13 protein-coding genes are annotated in these 25,385 nt (G+C 59.7%); 8 read left to right on the forward strand and 5 right to left on the reverse strand.

All coding sequences use genetic code 11. From position 1 onward, the window contains the following. Positions 1-4: 4 nt before the first annotated feature. The 4 genes from QTL56_RS18255 to QTL56_RS18270 all read right to left on the reverse strand — a co-directional run bounded on the left by QTL56_RS18255 (position 5) and on the right by QTL56_RS18270 (position 3,753). Complete coding sequence (locus QTL56_RS18255) at positions 5-883, reverse strand: amidohydrolase family protein (RefSeq protein ID WP_280640714.1); 879 nt, start codon at positions 881-883, stop codon at positions 5-7. After that, entirely contained in the window at positions 883-2,019 is a 1,137-nt protein-coding gene (locus tag QTL56_RS18260; protein ID WP_245134653.1) for a mandelate racemase/muconate lactonizing enzyme family protein, read from the reverse strand. Before QTL56_RS18260 ends, QTL56_RS18255 begins: the two co-directional genes overlap by 1 nt. A 15-nt stretch (positions 2,020-2,034) precedes the next feature. Next, the gene (gene kdgD / locus QTL56_RS18265; RefSeq protein WP_245134654.1) at positions 2,035-2,940 is read right to left on the reverse strand and encodes a 5-dehydro-4-deoxyglucarate dehydratase; all 906 of its coding nucleotides are present in this window, start codon (positions 2,938-2,940) and stop codon (positions 2,035-2,037) included. Positions 2,941-3,009: 69 nt separating this feature from the next. Further along, complete coding sequence (locus QTL56_RS18270) at positions 3,010-3,753, reverse strand: FadR/GntR family transcriptional regulator (protein WP_245134656.1); 744 nt, start codon at positions 3,751-3,753, stop codon at positions 3,010-3,012. 146 nt (positions 3,754-3,899) lie between these two features. Between QTL56_RS18270 and QTL56_RS18275 the strand changes: the two genes are divergently transcribed. The 6 genes from QTL56_RS18275 to QTL56_RS18300 all read left to right on the forward strand — a co-directional run bounded on the left by QTL56_RS18275 (position 3,900) and on the right by QTL56_RS18300 (position 22,212). Beyond that, positions 3,900-4,697 carry an NAD-dependent epimerase/dehydratase family protein gene (locus QTL56_RS18275; protein WP_245134658.1) on the forward strand — a complete coding sequence of 266 codons (798 nt, stop codon included), beginning with the start codon at positions 3,900-3,902 and terminating at the stop codon, positions 4,695-4,697. 319 nt (positions 4,698-5,016) lie between these two features. Then, entirely contained in the window at positions 5,017-16,197 is an 11,181-nt protein-coding gene (locus QTL56_RS18280) for a DUF5801 repeats-in-toxin domain-containing protein (protein WP_289393309.1), read from the forward strand. A gap of 538 nt (positions 16,198-16,735) precedes the next feature. Next, positions 16,736-18,088, forward strand: a complete 1,353-nt coding sequence (locus tag QTL56_RS18285; protein ID WP_306424863.1) for a TolC family outer membrane protein — start codon at positions 16,736-16,738, stop codon at positions 18,086-18,088. A 21-nt stretch (positions 18,089-18,109) separates the two neighbouring features. After that, on the forward strand, positions 18,110-20,263 hold the full coding sequence (locus QTL56_RS18290; protein WP_229573151.1) for a type I secretion system permease/ATPase: 2,154 nt from the start codon (positions 18,110-18,112) through the stop codon (positions 20,261-20,263). Next, the gene (locus QTL56_RS18295) at positions 20,260-21,552 is read left to right on the forward strand and encodes an HlyD family type I secretion periplasmic adaptor subunit (RefSeq protein ID WP_229573149.1); all 1,293 of its coding nucleotides are present in this window, start codon (positions 20,260-20,262) and stop codon (positions 21,550-21,552) included. Before QTL56_RS18290 ends, QTL56_RS18295 begins: the two co-directional genes overlap by 4 nt. A gap of 3 nt (positions 21,553-21,555) precedes the next feature. Then, positions 21,556-22,212, forward strand: a complete 657-nt coding sequence (locus QTL56_RS18300; protein WP_245134664.1) for a ribbon-helix-helix domain-containing protein — start codon at positions 21,556-21,558, stop codon at positions 22,210-22,212. A 32-nt stretch (positions 22,213-22,244) separates the two neighbouring features. Here the strand turns inward: QTL56_RS18300 and QTL56_RS18305 are convergent, their stop codons facing one another. Continuing rightward, positions 22,245-23,207, reverse strand: coding sequence for a transglutaminase-like cysteine peptidase (locus QTL56_RS18305; RefSeq protein WP_245134666.1), 963 nt, complete (start codon positions 23,205-23,207; stop codon positions 22,245-22,247). A 378-nt stretch (positions 23,208-23,585) separates the two neighbouring features. On the opposite strand from QTL56_RS18305, the gene QTL56_RS18310 reads away from it, so the two are divergent. Both QTL56_RS18310 and QTL56_RS18315 read left to right on the forward strand, forming a co-directional pair. Beyond that, on the forward strand, positions 23,586-24,704 hold the full coding sequence (locus QTL56_RS18310) for a type 1 periplasmic-binding domain-containing protein (protein WP_229573884.1): 1,119 nt from the start codon (positions 23,586-23,588) through the stop codon (positions 24,702-24,704). Between the two features lie 143 nt (positions 24,705-24,847). Beyond that, positions 24,848-25,384, forward strand: a complete 537-nt coding sequence (locus QTL56_RS18315) for a cytochrome b (RefSeq protein ID WP_229573143.1) — start codon at positions 24,848-24,850, stop codon at positions 25,382-25,384. Position 25,385 lies beyond the last annotated feature (1 nt).

Consider the following 25,385-nt stretch of genomic DNA (forward strand, 5'->3'; position numbering starts at 1 on the left):
TCGGCTACCTGTCTCCTGCAGGTGGAATGCCGAAAAGTTCTTCAGGGTTGTCGACGAGCGCGCGCTTGCGTGCGGCATCATCGGGCAGCCAGCCGAGCACGGTGTCGGTGAGCGCGACGTCATCAGGATAGTCTGCCTGGGCGCGCGCCATATTGTGGGGCCAGTTGGACCCCCAGACGATGCGCTCCGGCGCATACGCCGCGATAGCGCGGGCCACAGCCGCGACATCAGCAAATTCGGGGGCGCCGGATTTTGACGATTCATAGACGCCGGCAAACTTGAACCAGCAGCGCCCGCCGTCGATCAACCGCTTGGTGGCCTGAACCTGTGGGCTTTCGGGCGTCACGCCACAAAAGAACTTGCCGTGATGGTCGAGCACCCAGCGGGATTTCAGTTTCGCAAGTCGTTCCTCATGGTCGAGTATGTCGCTGCCGTCGAACTGGACGGCGATCATCCAGTCGCGGCTGGCGGCGATCGCATCCACCTCTTCGAGTTTGGTCAGATCGGTGGCGCCGCCCGGCAGGTTCATGATGCGCGCGCCCCGGACGCGCGCCGCCGATAGCCGGTCGAGTTCGGCTTCGCTGGTGCCGGCATCAAGGTTTGCGACGCCCCAGGCGATGTCGCCGAACCGTTCGAGGCTGGCGATGAGATTGGCGTTGTCCCGTTGGTGCGCCATGCCCTGGGTGACGATCACGCGATCGATCCCGATCCAGTCCATGAACTGTCGATACTGCTCAGGGGTCGGCAGATCGCCGACCGGCAGGTTCGGGCCGCCTGGCACGGCGGGGTAGCCTGGCATGTAGGCGTGCATCTGGGTGTCGATCGCGCCCTTGGGAAGCGTGATTGCGGGTTTGCGACCGGAGAGGGGGCGGATTAGGCTCATCATTCGTCCCTCATCTTGAACTCGGCCAGCGCATCCCGGTTGATCTCGATGCCGAGGCCGGGTGCGTTTGGAATGGCGACCACCCCGTTCACGTGTTCGATCGGCTCCTTGACGACGGCCTGGCGGAACGGATTGTCGGTGCGATCGAATTCCAGGATCGGCTCGATCGGGTTGACCCGAACGGGGTCTGGCACCATGGCCGCGAGGAACTGCAGGGCGGCTGCGATGTGCACGGCCGTGCCCCAGACATGCGGGACGACACGCACGCCGTGAAGGGCGGCGAGATCAGCCACGCGTTTGGCCTCGGTGAAGCCGCCCACACCGGCGAGATCCGGCTGAATGATATCGATCGCGCGGGTCTCGATCGGCTCACGCATGCCCCAGCGGCTCTGCCAGGTTTCGCCACCGGCCACCGGGATCGGTTGCTTGGCACGCACTTCGCGGTAGGCGGCGAGCTGTTCCGGCACCACGGGCTCTTCCAGCCAGTCGAGACCATAGTCTGCCGCACGGCAACCGAATTCGATGGCTTCAAGAACGCCATAACCATGATTGGCATCTGCCATCAGACGCATGTCCGAACCCGCGGCGTCCCGGGCGGCGCGGATGACGCGCAGATCTTCCTCGATGCCGAAGCCAACCTTGATCTTCGACGCGTGGAAGCCCTGAGATCTGTAAGAGGCGATGTCACGTGCATTGTCTTCGACACGGTCGACGCCGTCGCGCTTGAAGCTTCCGGTCGCATAGGCCTTGACGCTTTCGCGAAACCGGCCCCCGAGTAACATTGAAACGGAGGTCCCGAAATGCTTGCCCTTGATGTCCCAGAGCGCAATGTCGATGCCGGAAAGGGCGGTCAGTGTCAGGCCACGCTGCCCCTGATCACGCAGTGCATTGTAGAGAACGGCCCAGATCTTCTCGGTCTCCAGCGGGTTCATGCCGATCAGCCAGTTGCGATAGGCCGCGACCACCGCCGCATTCGGTCGCGCCGGACCAAGGCATTCGCCCCAGCCTGTGAGCCCGTTGTCGCAGACGATCTCGACGAGCACATGAGCACGCCGATCGAAGCGCATGGACGCGCTCTGGAACGGGACCGAGAGCCTGTGCTCGAGAAGATGGGTGCTAACCTCGACGATTTTCATCTGGTGCGTCCTCGCTCAGCGCTTCCAGGGGGCGATAAGCTGGGCCATCATGTCTTCTTCTTCCGCCGTCAGGTCGTCGAGGGGCGGGCGTACCTTGCCAGCAGCAAAACCCTGCAGGCGAACCCCGGCCTTCACGGCCGAAACCGCATAACCCTTGCGGCGGCTGCGGATCGCCATGAAGGGATAGAAGAAATCTCTGAGAATTGTCTCGCAGCGTTCACGTTCGCCAGCGCGCAGCGCCTTGTAGAATTCCACGGCGAGACCGGGCACGAAGTTGAAGACGGCAGATGAATAGGTGGTGAAGCCGGCACCCAGATAGGCTTCCGCAAAGAGTTCCGCGGTCGGCATGCCGCCGAGATAGGTGAGCCTGTCGCCCATGGTCGCCGTAATCTGGCGTACGAGGCCGATATCGCCTGTGCCATCCTTGAAACCGACCAGATTGGGGCACTCGTCGCACAGCCGCTGCAGCGTTTCCACGCCCAGGATTGAATTGTCGCGATTGTAGACCATGACGCCGATGCCGACGGACTGACAGATCCGTTTGACGTGATGGTACATGCCCTCCTGCGGCGCATCGATCAGGTAATGCGGCAGGAGCAGGATGCCATCCGCGCCGACCTTCTCGACGGAGCGGGCAATCTCGATCGCGATTTCGGTGCCATAGCCGCAGCCCGACACGATCGCCGTCTTGCCGGCTGCTTCCTTGGCGGCGGCAACAATGCGGGGAACTTCCGATGGCGTCAGCGAAAAGAACTCTCCCGTGCCGCCAGCCGCAAACAGCACCGGCGCATCGAAACCAGACAGCCATTCCACATGCTGCGCATAGCTGTCGGACTTGAAATTCCCGTCATCATCGAAATGCGTGACAGGGAAGGAGAGCAGGCCGGCGCCGAGCGCGACCTTTATTTCTTGCGGCGTCATGGTCGAATGTCCTCTCTTGGCCTCCTCAGGCCAAGTTGTCGTACATATTCCACGCGCTCATGTCAAATGTTATCGTACAGGTTGGCGTTGTTCTCGCAGGAGAGCCCGGTAGCGGCCCTGACTGCCGCGCAGATGCCGGCGCATGGCATCGCGCGCGGCCTCCTCGTCGCCAGACGAAATGGCCTCGACAATATCGGCATGTTCGGCATCGATCAGACGCAGATAGCCGGATTGATCGTCCTCGCTGTCCTCGTCTCGCAAGGCGGCGCGCGGGATGGCACTCTTGCCGATCAGGGCCAGAAACTCCCGGAAGCGGGGGTTGTTGGTCGCTTCTGCGATGGCGATATGCAGGGCGAAGTCGGCCTCCGTCGTCGATTGCCCTGCCTCGAGACAGGCGCGAACGGCGTAGTGCTTCTCCAGGATGACCTCTTCCTGCGCCGGAGAACGGCGAAGCGCTGCAAGGCCTGCCGCCTCCACCTCCACAGCCGTGCGCAGTTCCAGAAGCTCTATCATTGAGGAAACGCGGGCCGGATCCACATTCCCGACCAGAAGCGGGGCAGGTGGGGGCTCGGTCGGGGCGAGGACGAAGACGCCAGCGCCCTGGCGCGCCTCGACCAGTCGGTCGGCGCGGAGCGAAGCGATTGCTTCGCGCACGACGGTGCGGGACACGCCATGCGCCTCGGACAGCTGGGCCTCACTCGGCAGCTTGCTGCCTGGTGGGAACTGCCCTCCGACGATGGCCTTCCGCAGATTGTCCCCCAGTCGCTGCACCAGCGTTCCAGCGCCTGCCTCGTTTCTCGCCTGCATTGCCATTCCGTGCCCCCGCCGATTCCATGCCGACTGCAAACCCTCGCGCGAGGGCCAGCATTCCTACTCTGTCTACGAAAGGTTTACGATATTGACCGGGTCAGGGCAACCTGTATGATAAGTTGATAAGTCATACCAGGGAGGAAGACGCGGTGAAGAGACTATTGCTGACGGGTGCTGCCGGCGGACTGGGTAGCGCGATGCGCGGGCGGTTGAAGGGGCTCGCGGAAATCGTCAGGATTTCGGACATCGTCGAACTGGGAAATCTGGCCGGTCATGAAGAGGCCATGCTCTGCGATCTGGGCGATCGGGCATCCGTGGACAGGCTGGTGAAGGACTGCGACGCCATTATTCATCTTGGCGGCATCTCGGTGGAGGACAAGTTCTCCAAGATCATGAATGCCAATCTGCTGGGCCTCTACAATCTCTATGAGGCGGCCCGCGAAAACGGTATGCCGAGAATTCTCTTTGCCAGCTCCAACCACACGATCGGTTATTACCGCCAAGACGAATACCTCGATCAGGACGTGCCGTTGAAGCCCGATGGTCTCTATGGCGTGTCGAAATGCTTCGGCGAGGCGCTGGCCCGCATGTATTTCGAGAAGTTCGGTCAGGAGACCGCCCTGGTCAGGATCGGGAGTTGCATGGAGAAGCCGAAAAACCACCGCATGCTCGCCACCTGGATGAGCCACGACGACTTTCTCGCGATGATCGAGTGCATCTTCCGCGTTCCCCGCCTCGGCTGCCCGGTCATCTGGGGATGTTCGAACAATGACACCCGCTGGTGGGACAATTCCCACGTCTCCTATCTCGGATGGCACCCGAAGGACAATGCCGAGCGTTTCCGTGCAGAGATCGATGCGGCGGTCCCAAGGCCGAAGCCGGATGAAGTGGTGGCGATCTACCAGGGCGGCCCCTTTGTAAGCGATCCGATCTTCGCAGAAGACTAAAACCTGAAGTCTGGTTTTGAGTGCGCCGGGTTCTCAGTAGAGCCCGGCTTTTTGCTGTCTGTCAGGGGAGCACATCGGTCGGACGAGCGATATTTCACTCGAAGTCAGATCCGGCAGCGACATCGCCGGCAACACATGAGTAATCACTAAAATTTTAGTAAAATGCAGAAATAAAAGCGTTTTTCGGCCCGAAATTAACTTCTTTTTCAATAATGGTCGCTCGAAGCATAACCAGTTATGTCATTAGAGTTAAGAAAGCGTTGCACTCACCCCCCGGTCTGGATTTAACTGCGGTCAACAAGTTAAGGGGTGAGTAACCATGTCTATTGAAGATCCGCGTCTGTCCAGCATCGACAATACTTCCGCAGTTGACGAATTTGACTCTGCGGTCGAGCAGCATCTGGGTTTCGTTCGTGAGACCGTAGACGGCATCGAGGTTGCCCAGGCCGAAACGCCTGACACCGGACGCACCGATCGCCTTCCCGCCCAGGCTCCGGTCGAAACGGCCGCTGCCGTCATTCCGGGCGAGATTTCGCCCGATGCCGAAAACGTCGTAACGCTGCCGGCCGGCATCGAACTCGACAACCTCGAATTCGCGGTCGAAGGCGACAATCTGGTTCTGGTCCTCGCGGACGGCACGGAGATCGTCGTTCTCGGCGGCGCTGCCAACATCCCGACATTCGTGATCGGCGATGTCGAATTGCCACAGGTCGCGCTCTTCGCGGCCCTCGAGGGCTCCAACATCAACGTTGCGGCTGGTCCTGATGGCACCTTCAGCGCACAGGGCAGCCCGTCCAGCAGCCGGAATTTCACCGACAATCCGATCGACGCCGGCCCGGAAGATCTGGCGCTGGCCGATCTACTCGGCGACACCGATTTCGGTGATGACGTGCAGGGCAATGCAATCTTCGGCGGCTCTGGTACGCCGTCTATCCCGCTCGAAATCGCATTGACCGAGCCCTTTATCTACGACGAAGCGGTCATTGCTGACGACGATACCGGCAACCAGATCATCACCGGCATTCTTCCGTTCAATCCAGGTCCGGATTTCGGCACCATCTCGCGCGTCAACTTTGCCGGCGCAATCAATGTCGACGAGGAAGGTCTTGGCCCGCAGATCCTCACAGGCTTCACCTCCGGTGGTCGTCCGATCACGGTCACAAGCTTCGCTGCTCCAGCCGACGGAGCCGATCTCGACTTCGTTGCACTCGAAGGCCGCGATTCTGAAGGCACTCTCGTCTTTACGCTCACGATCACCAATCGCGAGACAGGGGCGTTCGAATTTGAGCTCATCGGCAAGCTGGACCATCCGGATGCCGGCGCCGATGGCACCCAGGATGATCTCGACGACCTGCTGCGCCTCAGCTTCACCTACACGGTGACCGACCTCGACGGCGACAGCGTCACGGGCTCCTTCAGCATCGATGTCATGGATGATGCGCCGACCTTCGGTGAAGCCGATGCGGGTGCCGTGGATGAGGATTATCTCTACAACGGCAACATTGACGGCGAAGGCGATAGCGATGGCCTCCCGCCGAAGGGAGACGTGGCCCGGCTGTTCGAAGTGTCCGAGCCGTCTTCCGGTGGCGCCTATGCGGCTGGTTCGCTGGGCATCAACTGGGGTGCAGACAATGGCAATACAGGCGGCAATGCCGGCCTGACCGGTGCGACGGGCGATCGCGGTGTGGCCTTCACGCAATCGACGCTTGATGCGCTGATTTTGAAGGGTCTGAAGTCGGATGGTGTGACCCTCCAGTATGCCATCTCTGCGGATGGCACGACCATCGTCGCCTACAAGCCGTACATCGGCGAGCCGCAATACGCGAAGGTCGCGGCTTTCGAGGGGGAGGGTTCGGAAACGGAACTCGCCGGCAATATGCCGGAATACTCCGGCGAACCCGTCTTCATCGTCTCGGTCTCGGACATTGCCACCAATGGCACATACGAGTTCAATCTGGTCGGCAACATCGATCATCCGGATACGTCCACCGAGGATGATGTCGCGATTGATTTTGCGTTCACCGTGCAGGACAGCGATGGCGACACCGCCTCCTCCAGCTTCACGGTCACCGTCAACGACGACAGCCCGATCGCTGAGGTGTCCGCAGTTGCTCTGACGGTTGCGGAGAACGACATCAAGAACCGTCTTTCGATTGGTTCGGATCCGTTCAACCAGGAAAACGGCGAGGACAGCCGGAGCCTTCCGGCGCTCCTGGGCGTTGGCTTTGCCTCGACCGTCTCAGGCGAGTTGGCCTCAAGCGTCTCGTTCGGTGCGGATGGCGCAGCGGCAGGCGGCGGTTTCAGCTTCACGTCGGATGCAATCTCGAAACTGAACGATATGGGCCTTCTTTCGAAGGGCTCTTCAGTTGTCTTCACCACCATCAACGGCGTGATCGTCGGTTATGTGAACAATGCATTTGGCGGCTTCCAGCCCCTCATTGATCGGCCGGTAATGTCGATTCAGCTCGACAAGCAGACGGGTGAATTCGTCTTCCGCCTTTACGACCAGCTCGACCACGTCAAGGATAGTGACGTCGCCGAGAACACGGTTCTTGCGACCAAGGCCGGCGGGACACTCGAAAATCTCGACTTCGGCAAGATCATCCAGGCGACTGACGGCGACGGCGACCGCATTCCGCTGGACGGCAAGCTCGTCATCACGATCAAGGACGATATCCCGGAACTGAGCGGCAAGACGGAAGCCCGCACTGTTGACGAAGACGACATCCGCACCAGCCAGTCTCTGGGTACGAGCCCTGCCGATGGCCAGGGCGATGGTTCCTGGACCGGTGGTCCGGGCCAGAACGGCAATGGCGGTGCCTTCATCGATGGTTCGCTGGCTTACCTCGTGAAGGGTGGGGCAGATGACACGGTGAAGTTCTCGTTTATCGACGAAGATGCAGCCCGTGACGCCCTGGAGGCGCTCGGCCTGAAGTCCAAGGGGCAGGAACTCAGCTACGATATCCGCGACGGTGTCCTCTACGCCTTCGACAATGCCGGCCCGCATCAGGGTGTCAGCTATGACAATGGCGACCGCCTCGTCTTCAAGCTCACGCTGGGCGAAAATGGTTCCTACACATTCGAGCTTGTCGACCAGCTCGACCACGATAAAGGCAAGGGGCAAAACACCGACCTGCAGGACGGTCTGCCCCGCGGTGATGTCGAGGCGATCGACTTCGGCTCGATCATCAAGTTCACCGACTTCGACGGCGACAGCGTGGTTCTGAAGGGCGCCTTCTCGGTCACCATCAGGGACGATGTTCCGGAATTGAGCGGTGCCAAGATCTCCCGCACTGTTGACGAAGACGATATCCGCACCAGCCAGTCTCTGGGCACGAGCCCTGCCGATGGCCAGGGCGATGGTTCCTGGACCGGTGGTCCGGGCCAGAACGGCTATGGCGGTGCCTTCATCGATGGTTCGCTCGCCGGCCTCGTCAAGGGCGGCGCTGACGATACGGTCAAGTTCTCGTTTGTCGACGAAGACGCAGCCCGTGACGCTCTGGAGGCGCTCGGCCTGAAGTCCAAGGGGCAGGAACTCAGCTACGATATCCGCGACGGTGTCCTCTACGCCTTCGACAATGCCGGCCCGCATCAGGGTGTCAGCTATGACAATGGCGACCGCCTCGTCTTCAAGCTCACGCTGGGCGAGAATGGTTCCTACACATTCGAGCTTGTCGATCAGCTCGACCACGATACAGGCAAGGGGCAAAACACCGACCTGCAGGACGGTCTGCCCCGCGGCGACGTCGAGGCGATCGACTTTGGCTCGATCATCAAGGTCACCGACTTCGACGGCGACAGCGTGGTGCTGAAGGGCGCCTTCTCGGTCACCATCAGGGACGATGTTCCGGAGGCTGTTGCTCGCAACACTAGTGCAACGCTGGTGGTCGATGAGACCTCCGGCCAGCAGAACGACGATCTCGGCTACTCGCTTTCGTTGTTCAACACTGTCGCCAACAAGGGCACCGACCCGAACATGGCGGCGCAATATGCCCGGCAGACGAACTTCGTCGCTGCTGACATCGACGGCGGTGCAGATGACGACGTCAAGGTCGACTGGTCTCTGAAGTTGAACGGCTCCAACGGACTTGCCTCCGGTCTCATGACCACCGAAGGTCGCTCCATCATGCTGTTCCTCGAAGGCGATCTGATCGTGGGTCGCTACGATAGCCCGTCGGACGGCAACACTTCGGTCAACTCCTCCGACCCGGCCGCCTTCGCGCTGCACCTTTCGGACAACGGCACGCTTTCCCTGGTTCAGTATGTCTCGATCAGGCATGACGATCCGGCAGACCATGACGAACACAACGACGCCGCCGATGGCAACCTGTCCACAGTCCTTCAGACTCTAGCCGGCAAGATCAACGCCGTCCTGACCGTCACCGACTTTGATGGCGACAAGGCCGTGAGCGAGATTGCCATCGGTGATCGGATCCAGTTCGAAGACGATGGTCCGGTGGCATCCGGTGCAGCGGTCACCAAGACCGCCGACGAAGATGACCTCTACAATGCACAGTCCCAGGGCACGAGCCCGGATGGTGACAGCGAACTGGCTCTGCTCGGCCTCGGCTTTGCGGCAACGGTCCGCGGTTCCATCGGCTCTGTCGTGAACTTCGGTGCCGATGGCGCAGCTGCCGGTGGTGGCTACTTGCTGGCGGCCAATGCGGCAGCGACCATGATGACGCTCGGCCTGGAATCGAAGGGTGGAGACCTGTCCTACCAGGTCTTCGGCAATGCGATCCTGGCCTATGTCAATGGCGGCAACAGCGCTGCCTTCGACAGCATCTTCGACCGTCCGGTCTTCTCGCTCGAACTCGATCCGCAGACCGGCGACTTCGTCTACCGCCAGTATGACCAGCTCGACCATGTCGCCGGCGGTGCCGAAAACACGGCCTTGCACAGCGCCTCTGGTTCGCTCACGGGCATCGACTTCGGTGCGATCATCGACGCCAAGGATGGCGATGGCGATACCGTCAACCTGACGGGCAAGCTGACGATCAATGTCGTCGATGACGTCCCGGAAGTGGCGATCTGGACGGACCGCACAGTCACGATCGACGAGACGGACTACAGGCAGAACGACGACACGACGAGCCAGACTGTTGCGGCTCAGTTCGCGGGTGTCCTGCGTGTCGGCTCCGATATCGACATGCTGCAGTCTCCGATTTTTGCCAAGGATGACGTTGTCGACCTCTCCTACGTCACGGGTGCGGACGAAAATGTCACGAAGTCGCTGACCCTGCAGATCGACAATGCCGCGTCTGGCGTGCAGACGACATCTGGCCAGGATATCGTGCTGTTCCTGGAGGGCGGCCTGGTTGTCGGCCGCGTCGGCGGCGCACAGGGCGTGGCAGCCTTCGCGATCGCCATCGACTCCGATGGTGGTGTCTCGGTTGCCCAGTACATGTCGCTGAAGCACCCGAACACCGGGAATGCTGACGAAGGCATCGACCTTACCGGCAAGATCTCTGCGGTCTTCTCCGTCAAGGACTTCGACGGTGACACCGTCACCAAGTCCGTCTCCATCGGCAACAAGATCGTCTTTGAGGACGATGGTCCGACCGTTGGCAGCAACGCTCTCATCCAGCTCGATGACGATGCCTTGGCCGGTGGCAATCCGGGCGGTCCGTCTGACGATGTCGAGACGGCTGTACTGAGCGGAACCCTGTCGCATGAGGGCGGTGCTGATGGTGTCGCCTCCATCCTGTGGGCACCGAACGGCATCAATGTTCCCTATGGTTTCTGGTTCGAATTGTCTGCTGATAGCAAGACGATGACCATCACGCAGAACCAGGGCGGCAGTTACGTGCCTGTGTTCAAGGCCGTGATCACGGACACGCTGACGGGCGCCTATGAAGTGACGCAGCTTGCGCCTGTGATGCATTCTCAGGGCACGATGCCCGGCACGGAAGACAACGTTCAGATCGGCTTCCAATATCGCGTGACCGATGGTGACGGCGATGTGGCCACCGGCACGTTAAACTTCAACGTTGATGACGACACTCCGAAGGCGGGCGCCAACGCGACAATCCAGCTGGATGATGACGCCCTGGCATACGGCAATGCTGGTGGCACCGGCGATGATGTCGAAACCTCGGTCCTGACCGGAATCCTGGCCCATAGCGGCGGTGCAGATGGGACGGCATCCGTGCTGTGGGCGCCGAACGGACTCACTATCCCCTACGGTTTCTGGTTCGAGCTGTCTGCAGACAGCAAGACGATGACGATTACCCAGGATCAGAACGGGACTTACGTACCGGTCTTCAAGGCGGTCATCATCGATGCATCCACTGGGGCCTATCAGCTGACGCAGCTGGCACCGGTCGATCACAAGGTTTCCGGCACTGAGGACAATCTTGAAGTTTCCTTCCAGTATCGGGTGACCGACAAGGATGGAGACGTCGATACAGGCACTCTCACCGTAAACATCGATGACGACACGCCGACTGGTGGCGCCGGCACGACCGCCTGGCTCAACGATGACGCTCTCACAGGTGGCAATCCCGGTGGTACTGGCGACAATGGGCTTGCCAATACGAGCAACGTTCTCAAGCACAGCTTTGGTGCTGATGGTGCCGGCAGCATCGCCTGGACGGGCATCTCCGTGGTTGGCGGCGGCAATGCGGCCGACTTCACCTCCAGTGTCAGCCCAGACGGCAAGACCCTTCAGGTCTTCCAGGCTGGCAACCTGGTCATCACCGGAGTGCTCAATCCTCTGACGGGCCAGTACACGCTGACCCAGAATGCGCCGATCGATCACCTGCCGGGCGGTGACGAAAACGAGGTAAAGTTCCAGTTCAAGTATGATGTCACGGATGGTGACGGCGATGTCGCCCCCGGCTACATCTGGGTCAACGTCGACGACGACACGCCGACTGGTGGCGCCGGCACGACCGCCTGGCTCAACGATGACGCTCTCACAGGTGGCAATCCCGGTGGTACTGGCGACAATGGGCTTGCCAATACGAGCAACGTTCTCAAGCACAGCTTTGGTGCGGATGGTGCCGGCAGCATCGCCTGGACGGGCATCTCCGTGGTTGGCGGCGGCAATGCGGCCGACTTCACCTCCAGTGTCAGCCCAGATGGCAAGACCCTTCAGGTCTTCCAGGCTGGCAACCTGGTCGTCACCGGAGTGCTCAATCCGCTGACTGGCCAGTACACGCTGACCCAGAACGCTCCGATCGATCACCTGCCGGGCGGTGACGAAAACGAGGTAAAGTTCCAGTTCAAGTATGATGTCACGGATGGTGACGGCGATGTCGCCCCCGGCTACATCTGGGTCAATGTCGATGACGACACGCCGACTGGTGGCGCCGGCACGACAGCCTGGCTCAACGACGACACGCTTTCTGGCGGCAACCCCGGCGGCGCGGGCGACCACGGTCTTGCCAACACGACCAATGTGCTGAAGCACAGCTTCGGTGCTGACGGTCCGGGAGGCATTGCCTGGACGGGGATTTCCGTCACTGGCGGCGGCAATCAGGCTGACTTTGCCTCGACTGTTTCCGCAGATGGCAAGACCATGCAGGTCTATCAGGGTAACACGCTCGTCATCACCGCAGTGCTCAATCCGCTGACTGGCCAGTACACGCTGACCCAGAACGCTCCGATCGATCACGTCAAGGGTGGCGATGAAAACGAGGTGCAGTTCCAGTTCAAGTACGACGTTACGGATGGCGATGGCGATGTCGCTCCTGGCTACATCTGGGTCAATGTCGACGACGACACGCCAATGGCGAAAGGCCTTGCTGAAGTAGGGTCTCTCTCTGAAACCGGTCTGCCGACCGTGAGCTTCGATTTCGGAGACCTCAATGTCAGCGTTGGTGCTGACAAGAAGGGCACTCATGTTGAAATCGGTACCCTGAATGGCCAGCCGATCATCAATTCGAACCTGACATCGGATGGTGTTCCGCTCGAGTATATCGTTCGCACGACCAACGGTGTCGACCAGGAGCTGGTGGCATTTAAAGCTGGCAGCACGGCTGATAATCCAGTCTTCATCGTTGCCGTACTTCATCCCGGCAGCTTCGCAACCACGCTGTTCCAGAATCTGGATCACCTTGGTTCGAACGATGACGTGCTGGCGCTCAATCTGGTGGCACGCGTGTTCGATGGCGATGGTGACTATGTCGACCAGCCGTTCACGATCAATGTCAATGATAGCGAGCCGACTGCGATCGACCTGACATCCGTCATGGACGAAAACCAGAGCATCGAGATCGCGCTTACGGAGGGAACACACTTCTCCTTCGGAGCGGACACGACCGGTACGGCACTTTCCATCGGTGCTGTGACCCTGAGCGACGGGCCATCCGGTGTCACACTCGGCACGCCGTCTGTCACCTTCGACCCGAGCACCAACAAGATCTCGATCGTGCCGGGCGCCGCCTTCGATGCACTTGCCGCAGGTCAGACGGTAGTCCTGCATATCCCGTATACGGTGAAGGACGGCGACAACGACACGATCACCAAGGACATCGCAGTTACCGTTACGGGTACGAATGATGCTCCGGTCATCACGGTGGCATCCGGAGATAGCGCCGCATCCGAATTGCGTGAAACCGATGCCGGCTTGGCGGCGACGGGAGCTTTGACAGTTACCGATGTTGACGTGACAGATGTCGTTACGGCAGCAGTTACTTTCCTTGAGGTTTCGGGCCCGGATTACGGGACCAATCTCACACACCAAGAACTGAACAGTTATTTCAAGGTGACCCCAGGCACAGTTCTTGACGGCAGCCAGACAAGCGGCAGCCTGACCTGGAAATTTGACAGCGAGAATCAGGCATTTGATTTCCTTGCCGCGAACACACGGTTGGTTCTCAAATACACGATCACGGTCACCGACAGTTCGGGTGCTACGGACACGCAGATCGTCGAAATCGGGATCAACGGCACGAATGATCTTCCCACTATCTCGGCGTCGGTGCCCGTTCACCTTGTGGAAGAAGGTTACCAGCAGGCCGGCGTTGCGTCCTCTTCGGCAACGCTTACGATCGATGATGTGGATGGGACCGCTTCGTATGATGCAAATGCCTTGTCCACGGGCGGCTGGACCGCTGGCAACGACGGTACTTGGACAAAGACTGGGGCTTATGGTGTCGCGACCCTTAGTGCAGGGACAAACACGATCACCTATGTGCTGAATAACAGCCTTGCTAACAGCCTTGGCGTAAACGACCATCCGCAGGAAACCTTCACTGTCCCAGTTCAAGACAGCAAAGGCGCGGTTGCATCGATAAACGTATCCTTCATCATCGATGGTACGAATGACGCTCCAGTCGTGAGTGGAGCCGTCACAGGAGCGGTGACTGAAGGAGGGGTGTCATCTACCCTGAACGCGCTCGCGAATGCAACGGATCCGGAAGGCTCCCCATTGTCGGTCATCAATATCGCCGCCTTGCCTGCCGGCGTGACCTATGATGTGGCGACCAAGAGTTTCACCCTTGATCCGACGCACTCGGCCTATGCTTCCCTCGCGGCGGGAGCACAGACAACCGTGACCGTATCGTACCAGGTGTCAGATGGCGCAGCGGCTACTCCGGCTGAGGTTTCCTGGGTTGTTACAGGTATCGCCAACAATGCTGCGCCCACTGTCGTCGGTGAGGCGATTTACATAAACTCGTACGATACGAAGATCCCGGATTGGGTGCTCTTGTTGAACGACAGCGATCCTAACGCCGGAGATGTACTTTCTGTTTCCGCTGTTCCGGGTTCGGCGGCACTATTTGACAGTGTCAACGACACTGGCACGACGACCACCTATACTGATAGTTCAACTCTCTTCGGCGCCGATCCAGGTGGCTCGTTCCAGTACACGGTATCCGATGGCAACGGGGGGACATCCTCACCTGCTACGGCGTCGCTGACGCGTGTCTTCGGCTCAACTATTGAGACGGGGAACGGTGATTCCATCGCCGTCGGAGGTGACTGGGATGACACGATCAAGGGCGGCAATGGCAAAGATGTTCTCGTTGGAGGTGCTGGTAACGATACGCTCAACGGTGGAAATGCATCCGACATCCTGTACGGCGGTCTCGGCGCCGACCGACTAACCGGCGGCAATGGACCCGACACCTTCAAGTTTGATGCGGGCGACTCGGGTGCTACCTCACTATCCCTCGGTACGATCTTCAGTGCGGGTTCCGTTTCAGGTTATGATACGGTTGTCGACTTCAAGAACATAGACAAACTGGATCTGCCAGTGACACCGATAGTGGCCGCCAATACTGTCGGTCGGGTGAATGGCGCAGATGCAGTCGGTTCAACAGGTTTCTTGTCAAGTCCGGTCACTGTATCGTATCATTCAATAACCAACGGGGTTATCACCTTCTATAGCGCTTCCAGCGGGGGGGTGATCTCAATAAACTCAAACGCAACACTGGCAGCGGTGGCCAAGTATCTGCAGAGCAATGATCTCGGTGAAGCGGGAACAACGGTAGCGTTCAAGACCGACTTCCTGGAAGGCAATGCGGACGATACCTTCATTTATCAGCAGGTCGGAGACACCCCCGATCCGCAGCGAGATATGTTGATCGGACTTGCGGATGTGACGATCAGCGACCTGAATACATTGGTCGCCAATGGCCAGGTCGACCCCATCATCCTCGACCTCGACAAGAACGGCTTCGCCTTTTCCTCGATCGACAATGGTGTCACCTTCGACATCAATGCCGATGGCAAGGCGGACCAGATTGCCTGGACCAGCGACGATGGCATCCTCGCCTATGATGTCGATGGCAATGGCCTGATCGACAACGGTTCGGAAATCTTCACGCCGAACTTCAATGGCGGCGCCTATGCCAGCGGCGTGGCGGCTCTCGCTTCGCTCGACTTGAATGGTGACGGCAAGATCGACGCAAATGATGCCGCCTTCGAGAAGCTCTCGATATGGGTTGATGCCAACAACAACGGTGTCAGTGACGAAGGCGAGCTTTCCAGCCTCACCGATCATGGTGTCACCAGCATCTCGCTGACGACCGATCAGACCGGCGGCACGGAGGATGACCAGACGATCTTCGCCGCGGGTGAATTCACCTTTGCCGATGGCTCGACCGGCAATTTCGTCGAAGTCGGCTTCGAGACGATCTTCGGCTCGGACATGTCCGACGCCCTGACCGTGATTGGCACCGATGGTGACGACATTCTGCATGGCGGCATGGGGCAGGTGCTCATGACCGGCGGGGCCGGCGCCGATACCTTCGTCTTCGACGAGACCGCGCTCAGCGAACTCGACGTGGCCGACGTCATCACCGATTTCAGCACTGAGGAAGGTGATGTGCTCGACGTCACGGCGCTGCTCGACAGCCTGCTCGGTGAGCAGGCGACGGCTGAAACCGCCGCCTCGCATCTGCGCACAACGGTCGAGGACGGCAATACCACCGTCAGCGTCCAGACCGGCGTCGATACCTGGAAGGATGTGGTCGTGCTTCACAACCATGACACCGCCGTGAAGATCCTGTTCGATGACAAGCACGCGTCGACCATCGTGCACGACTGAAACACATAGTGTTTTCAAGAGGGAAAGGGCGCCGCTTCGGCGCCCTTTCTGTTTTACCTCGATTGCCTGATCAGTTTTACTTCGCGGATTTGCGGAAAGACTCACTCTGGGACAGTCCAGAGGTGGCGTGAGGGTGATTTAGTCGCGTTTTCCTTGTTGCGTCTGGGAGACAGTGCTCCGGAACTTTAACGTTTCAGCAAGGGGATCAGGGAACCTGCTTTCAGGGTTAATCCGGGCCCATGGCGAATGAAATCGCGCGATTCAGCATTAAATCGTGGAAATGGGGGGATTTCCTACTCCGTTTTGAGTATATCATTCCCCCAAATGAGCACGCGCATGCATTTGTTTCCCACAGATCAAATTTGGGTGCATCTTTTAGACAGGACGATTGGACTTCCCACTGATGGCCGTGCCGGTTATATGTTTGCCCAAGGAAGATTTGGGTAGGGGCACTCAGTTGTTGACCAAAAAGACTTTATTCGCGGCTCTGTACACCTCGGCAGCCTTCGCCATTGCGTCCGTGACGCCTGCGAGCGCCATGTCGTTGCAAGAGGCCATCCAGAAGGCACTCACGACCAATCCGCAGATTTCGCAAGCGGTCCAGAACCGCGAGGCGGTCGAATTCGAATTGCGCCAGGCGCGCGGCCTGTACCTGCCCTCCGTCGATCTCGAGGCGAGCGTGGGAAAGCGCCGGCTGTCCAACGACAGCACGGGAACGCTGACGCGGGACTACGAGACTTTTAACAATTCCGAAGTCGGCTTGACCGTGACGCAGCGCCTGCTTGATGGCGGCGGACGCCGGGCCCAGGTCGATCAGCAGGCCTCGCGCGTCGATGGCGCCTCCTTCCGCGTGCTGGAGCGGTCCGAAACGGTTGCGCTGCAGGTTGTCCAGGATTATCTCGAATACATCCTCCAGGCGAAGATCGTCGGCGTTGCCAAGCAGAATGTCGATTTCCACAATGGCATCCTCGGCGACATCAACCAGGGCATTTCCGGTGGCGCTTTGACCGAGGTGGATTCGCTTCAGGGTCGCGAACGTCTCGATGCCGCCCGCGCCCGCCTGCGCGAAGCGCAGGAAGAGCTGGAACTGACCAAGATCCGCTTCTTGAAGACTGTCGGCGAGCCGATCACCAATGCGAAGGTTCCGGCCTCCGTCGGCAAGTTCCTGCCGCGTTCGCTCGATGATGCGATTGCGACGGCCAAGTCCAACAATCCGCGCATCTATTCGGCCCGCGCCGACATCGATGCGGCGGACGCAGCCGTCCGGGCCGCGCGCTCCAACTACGCACCGACCGTCGATCTCGAAGGTCGCGCCAGCGTCGGCAACGACGTCGGTTCCAGCCAGGGCAATACCAACGACGTTCAGGTTCGCCTCGTGGCGCGCTGGAACCTCTATCGCGGCGGCATCGACCAGGCGCGCGAGCAGGAACAGATCCGCCGCGCCAGCGAGCAGCGCTATGCGTCCGACCAGGTTCATCGCGAGATCGAAGAGTCGATCCGTTCGGCCTGGAATGAACGCAGAAGCCGCGGCGAGCTTTCGCAGATCCTGAGCTCGCAGTCGTCGCAGAATGCACAGCTCGTGTCCTCTTACGGCGAGCAGTTCAAGATCGGCCAGCGGTCGCTGCTCGACGTGCTTGACGCGCAGAATACGCGCTTCAACACCAGCATCGTCGCAGAGACGGCCCGTGTGGCCGCCCTCTTTGCCGAATACAAGATCCTGGCAGCGTCCGGTTCGCTGCTGAAGACGATGAACGTCAAGGCTGTCGGCGAAGCCGACGCTTATGCACGCAATGAGTTCTCCGTGAAGACGACCCCGAATGGGGCCTATGTCGAGCGGGATCCGCGGCAAAAGGCGGGAATTCCGATGGACCTCCTGGCGCCGCTTCAGTAAACGCCCATCCAATAGGATGACATGTTAAATTCGTTGATCGAACCGGCGGGCCCTCGTGCCCGCCTGAGCTTTCGTGCGTCCTTCAAGGCTGTGGCCGCGTTTTATGGCCGGCCCAGCTCCGATACCGTATTGTTTTCTGGTTTGCCGGACGAAATTGTCGAGTCGCTCGAACTCGACGATGTCGAGCATGTCGCCGAGCGCATTGGTCTCCAGGTCATGCAGATCGGCGTGAGAGCCATCCGCGAGAATGATTTCGATTGCCCGGCCATCGTCGTCCTCAAGGACGGCGGGACGCTGCCGCTGCTGGAAGTGAGCGATGACGGGATCTACACGCTGGACGTCCGCGAAGGGACGGCAGCCAGTCGCCTGAGCCATCAGGAACTCCTGGCACTCGGGCCCGAGGCGGCCTTTGCCTTCACACTCTATTATCGCAACGACAGCGAAGAGGCGCAGATTGGCGCCGCTGATCGGATCGAAAAACGCCACTGGCTCGTGCGTGCCCTCATCCCCTATTGGCGCACCTATCTGCGCGTTGTCGTGGCGGCTCTGTTCATCAATCTGATAGCGCTCGCCTCGCCCCTCTTCACAATGAATGTCTACGACCGGGTCTTGCCGAACAAGGCGATCCCGACGCTCTGGGTTCTCGCGGCCGGCATCATGGTCGCCTATATCTTCGACTATCTGCTGAAGGAGGCGAGGGCGGCCCTGATCGATCATGCCGGGCGCAATGCCGACCTCAGGCTGTCGCAGATGATCTTCGACAAGGTGCTCAACACCACGCTCGCCTCGCGGCCGATGTCGACCGGCGAATACGCCAATCGCGTGATGCAGTATGAATTCGTGCGTGAATTCTTCACCTCGAACACGATTGGTCTGATGATCGACACGGCCTTTGTCTTCATCTTCCTGATTGTCATCTACCTGATTTCCGGCTGGCTCGCGATTATTCCGGCCGTCGCTCTGCTCCTGTCTATCGCCATCGGCTTTCGTGCCCAGGCGCAGATCGGCCATCGCATGGCAGCCGCCTCCAACGAAGCATCGAAACGTCAATCGCTTTTGGTGGAGACGATCTCTACCATCGAGACATTGAAAAGCCTGCGCGCCGAAGCGACCATGCTGCGTCGCTGGCAGGAATTGATGAAGCATTCGAGCCGCACCAGCGAAGAGATCAAGCATATCTCGACCAACGCGATCAATCTGACGGCGCTGAACCAGCAGATCGTCAGCGTTCTCATCGTGATTGCAGGCACCTACGAATTCTCGGAGGGACGGCTTGCCATGGGGGCGATCATTGCAACGGTCATGCTGGCGAGCCGCGCTGGCGCACCTTTGGGGCAGATCGCCATGACGCTCGCGCGGTTCCGCCAGGCGACCCTGTCGCTCCGGATCCTGGATCAGGTCATGGAGCAGCCGGAAGACCGGCCCTCGACGGTTGGCTTCGTCAACCGCGAGATCAAGCACGGAGGTTTCAGCTTCCAGGACGTGACCTTCCAATATCCGGGCTCGGACTATCCCGTCATCAGCAAGCTGTCGGTCACCGTGGCCCCGGGTGAGAAGGTTGGCATCATCGGGCGCATCGGATCCGGCAAGACGACACTGGGTCGCCTGCTGGATGGTCTTTTCATGCCGAATGAAGGCCGCGTGCTGATCGATGGTGTCGACATTCGCCAGTATCACATGTCCGAAGTTCGATCGGCAGTCGCTGTTGCCGGCCAATCCTCCGATCTCTTCTCCGGGACCGTGAAGGAAAACCTGCTGATCGGTCGGGCCGATGCCACGGATGAGGAACTGCTCGAAGTGGCCCGGATGACCGGCGTGGAGGAGTTCGTTTCGCGCCATCCGCGCGGCTTCGACATGCCTGTGGGCGAGCGTGGCTCCAATCTTTCCAGCGGTCAGAAGCAGGCGATGACGATTGCCCGCCTGCTGCTGACAAAGCCGAAGATCGTCTTTCTCGATGAACCCTCCGGCGCAATGGATCTTGCCAGCGAACGGCATCTCATCAACCGCCTGTCCTCGGCCTTCGACAAGGACACGACGCTGCTGATCGCCACCCATCGTTTCACCATGCTCGATCTCGTCGATCGCCTGATCGTCATCGACAAGGGGCGGATCGTCGCGGATGGTCCGAAGAAGCAGGTGATCGAAGCCATGCAGAAGAAGGGTGTGAAGCCATGAGCCGCCCGATCGCCGATACACCGCCATTCATGGCCAGGATGATCGTCGCATTGGTGGCGGCGTTCATCGTGATTTTCCTCGCCTGGGCGGCCATCGCCGAAATCGACGAGATCGCCCGCGGCGAAGGCAAGGTCATCCCCGTTTCGAAGACACAGATCATCCAGTCCTCCGAAGCGGGCGTGGTCGAAACCATCGCGGTCCAGGTCGGCCAGGTGGTTCGCAAGGGCGAACTCATTGTTCAGCTCAACAACACGACGACGGAATCGTCCCTGGGCGAATCCGTCGCCAAGGCGCGCGCTTTCGGCGCCAAGATCGCACGTCTGGCTCTCGAAGAGGCGGGCAGTTACGACGCCGCATTCGTCTGTCCGGAAGATGTGCAAACCGTTGCCAGCGCTGTCTGCGAAAACGAAGAGCGGCTCTTTGCTGCGAACAAGGCGAGCTACCTCAACAAGGCGGGTGTGCTGCGCGAGCGTGTGCGCCAGCGCGAGAACGAATTGAGTGAGGCCCAGGCCAATATCGTGCGCCTGGAGCAGAATATCACTCAATCGACCCGCCAGTTTGATCTCATGAGCCCACTCGCAAAGAAGGGCCTTGTGGCGCAGACCGAGCTGATCGCGATCGAGCGCGAACTGACGGACCAGCGTGGTCAGATCACCGTCTATCAGGAAAGCCTCGAGCGCCTGAGGGGCGCCGTCGAAGAGGCGCGTCTCCAGGTCGAAGAGCTCGCCTTGCAACTGCGTCAGCAGGCACTGACGGAAAAGGCCCAGACCCTCGCCGAACTGTCAGTCATCGACGAAACGATCCGCGGTGCGACCGATCGCGTCAGCCGGACGGATATCCGCTCTCCGGTTGATGGCATCGTCAACACGCTGGAGGTCAATACGATCGGCGCCTATGTCGATCCGGGCACGGTGGTCGCGGGCATCGTCCCGACGGCAGACACGCTTCTCATCGAGGCTAAGATCTCACCCCGCGACGTCGCTTTCATCACGCGTGGTCAAAAAGCGATCGTGAAGGTGTCCGCCTACGATTTCTCGATCTTCGGTGGTCTCGAAGGCGAGGTCACCAACGTCTCGGCCGACAGCATCGTCGACAAGGAAAAGGGCGAGACCTTCTATCTCGTCCACGTCAAGACAGACGTGTCGGAACTCATCAGGGGCGACAAGGCCTATCCGATTATCCCCGGCATGGTTGCGACAGCCGAAATCATGACAGGTCGCAAGACGATCCTGAGCTATCTCATGAAACCGATCAACAAGGCGCAATCCGTCGCCCTGACCGAACGGTGAGCCATGACGTTCTCGGAGCGGCATCTGGCACAGACGGATCAGGTCGATCTCAACCCGGCAGCGATGCAGCATGTCGATGAGAGCGATGCCGAGCCCAAGTTCCGCGCAGTCGTTGGACGGGGCGGTGTCCGGCGCGGCATCCGCCTTGAGAGCATTTATTGGGACGGCCTGTCCTGGCTCCTGAACGGTTCCCGCCAGTCCATTGGTGATGTCGTCGAACAGGCTGCCGCCCAGGTCGGAGGCCACAGCAATCTCGCCTCCATGCTGCGGGTCGTTGCCTTCCGCTGGATGTGGCGCCGGCTGGCGCATATGGAAAACGTCTATTCGACGGAAAACCTCAACACGCTGATACAGGCCTGTCCAACGCCTGCTATCGTGCTCACCAAAGACAAGAAGATCCAGTTCTTCAACGAACCCTTCATGACAATGTTGAAGCAGCGACTGGTGCTCGGCAATATCGCGCAGTTGTCGTCTGGTTTCAGGTTCGTTCTTGATACACAGATCGATGAGGCGATCCTTGGCCTGGCCGGCAAGGGCAAGATGGTGACCACAGGCTTCACGGCGACCTGCGCCGGCAAGCAATTGACCGGGCAGATGAACCTGGCCATGGCGCCAAGCCACCAGAAGCAGATGGTAATCGGCTACGTCGTCCGCGGTTGACCGTCAGTGAGCGCGGGGCATTTGCCTCGCTGTCAGAGGTCTCCACCTTCTCCCGGAGCGATGCTGTCAAAGCTCTTCATGGCCAGAGCCTTCCCCTTCGTGCGCGTGCCATGCAGAAAGCCCCGGCCATTGGAGATCGAAAAGAGCGGCTGGTAATCCGGAAGCCTGCTATCGGCCAGCACCTGATCTCGCATGTTGTCGAGAATGTAATGCGTGCCCTGGACTTCGACGGACAGGACTGCGTGATAGAAATGCCGCTTCTTGTCGTAGAGGATCACGACGGTCATGTCCTTGAGCGCAATGCCCTGGCTTTCGAGAACAGCCATTTTCAGAAGCGCATAGTCCTCACAGTCGCCGAAGCCCGACTTCAGGGTCTGCGACGGCGATGACCACTGATCGAGACGACCGTGGCTGTCGATGTCCTTGCGGTACTTGATCCGCCGGTTCACCGCGTGGTTGACGAGATTGAGCTTGTCACGGACAGACGACATGCCGCTCCCCGCAGACGTGCGCTGCACGATAGCCTGCGAATCGAAGCAGTTCTTGCCACCGCATTCGAGGGCGCTGCCCTTGGCGATCTCGGCGAAGGTCGGAGCTGCCTTCTTCAGTGCGCCCAGCTTCTTGAAGGGAATGGCGATGGAGCCGAAGACGTCGTCTGCCTGTGTACCTGTCCGCTTGGAGTGTGACGGCTTCGGTGCAGGGATGACGGCGCTGGTCGACAATGTCTTGTCATTGGGCAGAAGCGCGACTGCGTCGAACGTCACGCCTCGATCGAGTTGGCGACCTGCCTCTATCCAGCCGTTCACGATCCGATCACTCAGGGTCTGGCCGAAGGAGGCTGCCAGCGGGCTCATGCCGAGCACGAGGGTCTGAGCAACCGTGGAGTAGGAGGAAAGTGATCCCGGCAGGATCGGCGCCGCTGTCGCATGTGAGGAAAGCAGGGAGACCGCTGCGAGGGCCGAGGCTGCGATAATATTTTTATTGTTGTTGAGCATCGCTATTCTCCGATTGTTGCTCGAAGAATAGCGTCATTGCTTGAATTATTGGTTCCTATACATGAATACTATACTTTAAACATCAGTCGGTGTATTAAATTAAAAGGCAGCGGATGGAGGAAGTCATCTGTTTACCAAGCTGATGCCAGGCCCTTGTGCGGAAGGCGGCGGAGCCTCGAGGCGATGTCTGTCGCAGCCAAATAATCCGGGATGCATGGACGGTTACCATCTTGGCAATCTGCCCAGATATGGAACGCCTTCACCCTTGCGCAAGGCAAGTCCAATGCTTACGGTCCCGGCTGGGATTGGGAGCAAAGCGTAGCTGTAATCATGGTGAAATCAGAAAAAGCCACGCGGAGACTTCTACGCGCCGGGACGATGGTCTTGGTGCTTGCCGCTCTTGCCTCATGTCAGACCGACGATTTCAAGCCCTCCGCTGCCGAAGGCGCGGCACCGGTCGCTGGCAATACCGGGCTCTACAATCAGACGCTGGGGTCGGGTCCGGTGAAAGTGGCCTATCTGGGTGTTCGGCGTGCCGACCAGCCAAGCCGACAGGCAGATAGCGAATATCGCGACGGCGCAGCCCTCGCCGTCAATACGTTGGGCTCCGATGTCGTCACGTTGACGCTGCTCGAAACCACGGACAAGCCGGAAGCCATCGAGGCGGCTGCAAAGACGCTCGCCCATCAGCAGGTGTCGCTGATCATCACCACGGCCCGGGGGGCGGAATTCGAGCTTGTCCAGCGCGGTCTGGGTGGCCTCGATGTGCCGATGATCGCGTTCCAGACCAATGACGTGCCAAGTCCGCCGAATGTCTATGCCTTCGTATCCAGCCCGGCAGACAGTCTGATCGAAAGCGCGTCCTTCGCCATGGCGGAGGGGGCAACGCATGCCGTGATCCTCGCAGCCAGTCCGGCCGAAAAGCTTGAGGCAGAGCGTATTGCCGCTCAGATCAAGGCCTTCGGAGCCAAGGTAGAGCCGATCATCGAGCTTGCCGGTGGTGCATTGCCCTCGAAGGCACTGTCTTCCTGGAGCAAGGCCGACATGGTCGTGTTGATGCCAGGCGTCAAGTCGCCTGGCGAAGTTCTGAAGAAAGCAGATGCCGCCAAGCCGCCGCGCCCCGGGCGCCGTATAGTCGCCAGCGCCGTGCTGACGCCTCAGGATCTGAACGAGCCCAAGCTCACCGGCAGTATCGTCTGCCGCTATGACCAGAACGTGCAGTCGCGGATCGGCAATCGCTTCATGTCGAGCTATGGCATGCCCGCCTCGGCGCAAGCCGGGTATGGTTTCGATGCCATGGCCATGTCGATCGGGCTCGCAGGGCGCTGGGGAAAGGTGGCGTTCGCACCTGAACGCCTCATGTCGCCTGACGGCTTTTCCGGCTCGCTGGGTGTCTTCCGCCTGGAGGGCGAGCGCAAGATCCGGCGCAACTGCGATATCTTCAAGGTAGCCAAAGGCTCCTATGTCTTCTTCCAGAAGGCGCCACCTACACTCTGATTACTTCGGTGTAGCCTGATCCGTTGTGTGCCATCCTCCGTTTACATTATCGTAAAACAGACCCATGCTTGGTATGGGTGACGATAGCGGACGCGGCCGGGCATGCTCGTGATCCGGGCGGTTCGGAATTGAAGGAGGGGCAGATGAGCAGCGTGCAATTGACAGGTGACGAGCAGCGCTATGCCGGGCGAGTGCGGATCCTTCATTGGCTCATCGCAGGGCTTGTCCTTGCCACCTGGCCCCTCGGCCTGATGATCGGCTTCGTCAAGGAGGACGTGAAGCTCGATTTCTATCTGGTGCACGAAAGCCTTGGTTTTCTTATCCTGTGGGTCATGCTGGTTCGGATCGGTGCCCGGCTGACAAGTACCGCCCCGCTGATCGAGGCGCCAGCCCTTGAAAAAGCGGTGGCGCATCTCGTGCACGGACTGCTCTATGTCTTTCTGATCGTCATGCCGATCTCCGGCTTTCTCGCCACGAACGCCCACGGCTTCCCGCTCGAGTGGTTCGGCCTCTTCACCGTCTGGAGCCCGATCGGCAAGACGCCTGACATAGCCTTCGTCCTCTCGGCGATCCATGGCTGGAGCGCATGGATCCTTTTGGCCCTCTTCGCGTTACATTTTGCAGCAGTGGTATTCCACCACGTCATTCGCCGTGACGACACGCTTTATCGAATTTTGTAAG

Origin of the sequence: Peteryoungia algae (assembly GCF_030369675.1) — a bacterium.
Classification (GTDB): Bacteria; Pseudomonadota; Alphaproteobacteria; order Rhizobiales; family Rhizobiaceae; genus Allorhizobium; species Allorhizobium algae.

What these genes read in the sequence shown, in the direction of transcription:
- QTL56_RS18305 (WP_245134666.1), bottom strand. Translation starts at nt 23,207, where the DNA reads ATGCTCAACAACAATAAAAATATTATCGCAGCCTCGGCCCTCGCAGCG.
- kdgD (WP_245134654.1), bottom strand. Translation starts at nt 2,940, where the DNA reads ATGACGCCGCAAGAAATAAAGGTCGCGCTCGGCGCCGGCCTGCTCTCC.
- QTL56_RS18280 (WP_289393309.1), top strand. Translation starts at nt 5,017, where the DNA reads ATGTCTATTGAAGATCCGCGTCTGTCCAGCATCGACAATACTTCCGCA.
- QTL56_RS18300 (WP_245134664.1), top strand. Translation starts at nt 21,556, where the DNA reads ATGACGTTCTCGGAGCGGCATCTGGCACAGACGGATCAGGTCGATCTC.
- QTL56_RS18270 (WP_245134656.1), bottom strand. Translation starts at nt 3,753, where the DNA reads ATGGCAATGCAGGCGAGAAACGAGGCAGGCGCTGGAACGCTGGTGCAG.
- QTL56_RS18310 (WP_229573884.1), top strand. Translation starts at nt 23,586, where the DNA reads ATGGTCTTGGTGCTTGCCGCTCTTGCCTCATGTCAGACCGACGATTTC.
- QTL56_RS18255 (WP_280640714.1), bottom strand. Translation starts at nt 883, where the DNA reads ATGAGCCTAATCCGCCCCCTCTCCGGTCGCAAACCCGCAATCACGCTT.
- QTL56_RS18285 (WP_306424863.1), top strand. Translation starts at nt 16,736, where the DNA reads ATGTCGTTGCAAGAGGCCATCCAGAAGGCACTCACGACCAATCCGCAG.
- QTL56_RS18290 (WP_229573151.1), top strand. Translation starts at nt 18,110, where the DNA reads ATGTTAAATTCGTTGATCGAACCGGCGGGCCCTCGTGCCCGCCTGAGC.
- QTL56_RS18315 (WP_229573143.1), top strand. Translation starts at nt 24,848, where the DNA reads ATGAGCAGCGTGCAATTGACAGGTGACGAGCAGCGCTATGCCGGGCGA.
- QTL56_RS18260 (WP_245134653.1), bottom strand. Translation starts at nt 2,019, where the DNA reads ATGAAAATCGTCGAGGTTAGCACCCATCTTCTCGAGCACAGGCTCTCG.
- QTL56_RS18295 (WP_229573149.1), top strand. Translation starts at nt 20,260, where the DNA reads ATGAGCCGCCCGATCGCCGATACACCGCCATTCATGGCCAGGATGATC.